Below are 3756 nucleotides of genomic sequence, written 5' to 3'. Positions count from 1 at the left end.
GCGCCCTTCGCCATCATCCAGGACGAGAAGCGGAAATATTACGGGCTGATGTTCCACCCCGAGGTGGTGCACACGCCGGATGGCGCCAAGCTCTTGCGCAATTTCGTCCGCAAGGTTTCGGGGCTGGCCGGCGACTGGACCATGCGCGCCTTCCGCGAGGAGGCGATCGAAAAAATCCGCGCCCAGGTGGGCAAGGGCAAGGTGATCTGCGGGCTCTCCGGCGGCGTCGATTCCGCGGTCGCGGCGGTGCTGATCCACGAGGCGATCGGCGATCAGCTCACTTGCGTGTTCGTCGATCATGGGCTGCTGCGGCTGAATGAGGCCGAAACCGTCGTCGACCTGTTCCGCCATCACTACAACATCCCGCTGGTTCACGTTGATGCCTCGAAGCAATTCCTGGGCGAGCTTGAAGGCGTCACCGACCCCGAACAAAAGCGCAAGACCATCGGGCGTCTCTTCATCGACGTGTTCGACGCGGAGGCCAAGAAAATCGGCGGCGCGGAGTTCCTCGCGCAGGGCACGCTCTATCCCGACGTGATCGAGAGCGTGTCGTTCACCGGCGGACCCTCGGTGACGATCAAGAGCCACCACAATGTCGGCGGTCTCCCCGCGCGCATGAACATGAAGCTGGTCGAGCCGCTGCGCGAACTGTTCAAGGACGAGGTGCGCGTGCTCGGCCGCGAACTCGGTTTGCCCGAGATTTTCGTCGGCCGGCATCCATTCCCCGGACCGGGGCTCGCGATCCGCTGCCCCGGCGAGATCACGAAGGAAAAGCTCGACATCCTGCGCAACGCGGATGCGGTCTATATCGACCAGATCCGCAAAGCGGGCCTCTACGACAAGATCTGGCAGGCCTTCGCCGTGCTCTTGCCGGTGAAGACCGTCGGCGTGATGGGCGACGGGCGCACCTATGAATATGTCGTCGGCCTGCGCGCGGTGACCTCGACCGACGGCATGACCGCGGACTTCTATTCCTTCGACATGAAATTCCTCGGCGAAACCGCGACCCGCATCATCAACGAGGTCAAGGGCGTCAACCGCGTGGTCTATGACGTGACGTCAAAGCCGCCGGGGACGATCGAGTGGGAGTGAGGGGGATACTGCGGAGGAGGATGGAGTAGAAAAGGATAGGCTAAGGAAACTGTGACGCGGCGATAGCAATCGATAGTAGTAAGGACGTGCCTCGAAATGGGCAAAGATCCGACTCGATGACACTGTGAACGCGAAGCCCGGATTATGAGACGCAGGTCGAGCGCCGAGAAGAATCTTTATTTCTCCTTTGTCGAAATCGGACTGGCTGGCTCGTCAGGGTATCGAGCGGGGATATCTCCCGCTTCCACCAGTCCAGGAGAGACCCATGAACTACACGCTTGTGATCTATGAAAGCGCCGAGGATTTTGCCGCTCGGAAGGACCCTGCGAAGCGGGACGCCTATTGGTCCCGAATTCCGCCCTTCCTCAAGGCGCTGAAAGATGCCGGCGTCTTCGTCGGCGGCGCGGGCCTTGAGACGCCTGATACCGCCACGACAATCAGGCTACGCGATGGTCAGCGGCTCGTGCAGGACGGGCCCTACGCTGAGGCCAAAGAGCAACTCGCCGGGTTCTTCATTCTCAATGCCCGGGATCTCGATCGAGCCCTCGAATGGGCGGCCCGCTACCCGGTGACGCCGGGCGGGTCGATCGAGGTGCGACCCAATCTGACGCCGATGGAGTAGCGGCAGCCATGGACGCGCGCCGTGCGGTCGAACAAGCGGCGCGTGATTCCTACGGCCGTCTCGTTGCCTATCTCGCCGCGCGTTCGCGCGATGTGGCGGCGGCTGAAGATGCGCTTGCCGACGCCTTTCGCGTCGCATTGGAAGCTTGGCCCCGTACCGGCGTGCCGGACAAGCCCGAGGCATGGCTGCTCACGGCCGCTCGCCGCCGGCTGATTGATGGCGCTCGGCATGCGCGCGTGCAGGCGGAAGCGACCCCGACACTGCTTGCCGTCGCGGAAGAGGCGCAGGACGTTGCGAGCAGCGAGTTGGTGTTTCCCGATGAGCGCTTGAAGCTCATGTTCATCTGCGCTCATCCCGCAATCGATGTCGCGGCCCGGACACCTCTGATGCTCCAGACGGTGCTGGGCCTCGACGCGGTCCGCATCGCTACCGCGTTCGTGGTGAAGCCTTCGGCAATGGGTCAGCGGCTTAGCCGCGCGAAAGCGAAGATCCGCGATGGCGGATTGCCTTTGAACTGCCTGAGGCTAGCGAGTTGCCGACGCGACTCGATGCCGTGATGGAGGCGATATATGCCGCCTACGGAAGTGGCTGGGACGACGTCGCGGGCGCTGATCCGCGCCGCAGGGGCCTTGCCGTGGAAGCGATTGGCCTTGGCCGTCTGCTGCTACGACTGATGCCGGCTGAACCCGAAGTGCGTGGCTTGCTGGCGCTCATGCTCCATTGCGAAGCGCGCCGGGATGCGCGGCGCACCGCGACGGGAGGATATGTGCCACTCTCGGAGCAGGATGTAACCCGCTGGTCCAAGTCGATGATCGAAGAGGCGGAGGAGATACTGACCGGACCGCGAATGGAGCGCATCGGGCACTTTCAACTCCAGGCAGCAATCCAGTCCATGCATGCTCGCCGCGCCTCCATCGGCGGCACAGACTGGGAAGCGATCGCCCTCTTGTACGAAGGGCTCATAAGGCTTGCACCCACCATCGGCGCGCTGGTCAGCCGCGCCGCAGCAATTGCGGAAGCACGGGGCGCCGTGACCGGATGGGCTCTGCTGGAAGCGATCTCACCCGAGGTCGTGAAGGACTATCAGCCATACTGGGCCGTTGCGGCGCATCTGCTTACGCGCTTGGAACGACCCGCCGAGGCCGCTGCCGCCTACAGCCGCGCCATCGGGCTGTGCCAGGATCCTGCGATGCGCGAGTTCCTGAGGCGGCGTATGATTGCCTCTGGCCCGACAGGATAGCGCTCGGTCGCCCCTGCCAGCGCTACCCGAAGCACGACAGCTCCTTCCCGGACCTGCCAGGTACTCTCTATCGGCCGTTACCAGGGGTCGGTTCGCTTCCGGCTAACCGATTGTTTGCGGAATTTGGATCGCGGTGGCGCTGCGGCTTCGCCATCGACGCGCGGAATTTTAGAGGCGATGTCGAAATCGGGGTATCTGGCCCGTCGTCATATCGAGGAGAAATCAATCCCTCAGGCGGACAGAAAGGCGAACGATCATGACAACCCAAAGCACCATCGAAAGAAACAAGGCGACCATCCATAACCTCATCGACCAGGTCATCAACTCAGGCCGGCTCGATCTTTGCGATCTCTATCTCGCCGCGGATCGCGTGGATTACCAGGATTATGGTCTTCCGCCGGGGGCCGCCAATGGCCATGAGGGGTTCAAAAGGGTTCTCGGCGGCTTCCTCGAAGCGTTCCCCGACTTGCACCTCGAGATCGAATTCATGATCGCCGAAGGCGATCGCCTTATAAGTCATATCTCCACGACGGGCACTCACACAGGTCCGTTCATGGGCATGCCAGCTACCGGGAAGAAGTTCAAAGTGCACGGCACCGACATCTTTCGTTTCAACAACGAGGGCAAGGTCGTTGGGCACTGGGGCGTTTTCGACACCCTCGGAATGATGATGCAGCTCGGACTTTTGCCGTCGCCGGGTCAAGCGCAAGCCGCCTGAAGGATAGGAGCCTTCCACTGAAAGTGACGAGTGTCCGCCTGCACCGGGCGGACTCTCGGCGCGACGGAGCCGATCTCTGTCGCC

General features: G+C 62.5%; 3 protein-coding genes and 1 pseudogene. All 4 read left to right on the top strand.

The features are described 5' to 3' along the window. Positions 1-1092: glutamine-hydrolyzing GMP synthase (gene guaA / locus WB528_RS08080; RefSeq protein WP_423887893.1), on the top strand; the 1092-nt coding region annotated here is incomplete at its 5' end. A gap of 265 nt (positions 1093-1357) precedes the next feature. Continuing rightward, positions 1358-1714, top strand: a complete 357-nt coding sequence (locus WB528_RS08075) for a YciI family protein (RefSeq protein ID WP_423887892.1) — start codon at positions 1358-1360, stop codon at positions 1712-1714. An 8-nt stretch (positions 1715-1722) separates the two neighbouring features. Beyond that, positions 1723-2954 (top strand): annotated as a pseudogene (locus WB528_RS08070) (RNA polymerase sigma factor). 256 nt (positions 2955-3210) lie between these two features. Continuing rightward, positions 3211-3672 (top strand): ester cyclase, encoded by a 462-nt coding sequence (locus tag WB528_RS08065; protein ID WP_423887891.1) that lies wholly within the window; start codon positions 3211-3213, stop codon positions 3670-3672. Positions 3673-3756: the final 84 nt, after the last annotated feature.

Source organism: Bradyrhizobium sp. (genome assembly GCF_049586575.1).
In the GTDB taxonomy this organism is placed as follows: Bacteria; Pseudomonadota; Alphaproteobacteria; order Rhizobiales; family Xanthobacteraceae; genus Bradyrhizobium.
The sequence above is the reverse complement of the archived record's forward strand: the minus strand, read 5'-3'. Positions and strand labels throughout refer to the sequence as shown.

What these genes read in the sequence shown, in the direction of transcription:
- WB528_RS08075 (WP_423887892.1), top strand. Translation starts at nt 1,358, where the DNA reads ATGAACTACACGCTTGTGATCTATGAAAGCGCCGAGGATTTTGCCGCT.
- WB528_RS08065 (WP_423887891.1), top strand. Translation starts at nt 3,211, where the DNA reads ATGACAACCCAAAGCACCATCGAAAGAAACAAGGCGACCATCCATAAC.